The 847-nt window shown below is 56.1% G+C and carries 1 protein-coding gene; it reads right to left on the bottom strand.

Annotation, left to right across the window (positions count from 1 at the left end):
* Nucleotides 1-111: 111 nt before the first annotated feature.
* The gene (gene virG, locus NKI31_RS31790) at nt 112-837 is read right to left on the bottom strand and encodes a two-component system response regulator VirG (protein WP_023685159.1); all 726 of its coding nucleotides are present in this window, start codon (nt 835-837) and stop codon (nt 112-114) included.
* Nucleotides 838-847: the final 10 nt, after the last annotated feature.

Here is an 847-nt window from a genome sequence, read left to right on the forward strand (position 1 = left end):
AGAGGGGCTGATGCGATCTCCGGACCGGTAGCTCTCGCCGTAATTGATCAGGCTGGTACTGTTGGAAGGCTTGATCAGCCTCGTCACCCCAATCTCCAGCATAGCTCACTGTCACGCGGCCAACGTGCCTCCGTAGCTAACATCTACGTCAGCGTTGAAGAAGTACCCTGCGCCACGGGATGTTTTGACCAGGCGAGGGTTGGCCGCATCAGCCTCCAGCTTTCGGCGCAAGCGCATGATTAGGACATCGATACTTCGATCGTACACCTCTTCTCCACGCACTCGGCTCGCGAGCAAAAGCCGTTCTCTGGATAGCACGTTGCGGGGGTTCTCCAGAAATGCGATCAACAGATTGAACTCACATGCGGTAAGCTTGACCTCGCCACGCTCCGCACAGATCAGTCGCCGCTGCTTCACGCTGAGCTTCCAGGCCCCAAAGCGAAATGAGCGCTGCTCTCTGGTTCGCGGACTAGAAATGCGCTGGCGTAGCGCTACTCGAATGCGGGCCAAGAATTCGCGCATCCCGAAAGGCTTGGGAATGAAATCGGTTGCGCCGAGCTCCAGTGCAACCACTTTTTCCGCCTCATCAAGCCGGTCGCCGCTGATCACTATGATAGGAACATCCGATTTTGTCGCCAGATTGCGGACGATCGCAAGTCCATCCTCCCGGCCTAGGTTAAGGTCGACAACCACGAGATCGACTGGCTCACGTGAAAGAACATAGTCAAACTGCTTGCTATCGTGGACTGCGGTTACCTTCAGGGCATGCATCGTGAGATACTCGGCGATGAGGCGCCGCATTGCGGCATCATCGTCAATGACAAGAACATGTTTCAACGGCACACCT

This window comes from Mesorhizobium sp. M0659, assembly GCF_040320605.1.
Taxonomy (GTDB): Bacteria; Pseudomonadota; Alphaproteobacteria; order Rhizobiales; family Rhizobiaceae; genus Mesorhizobium.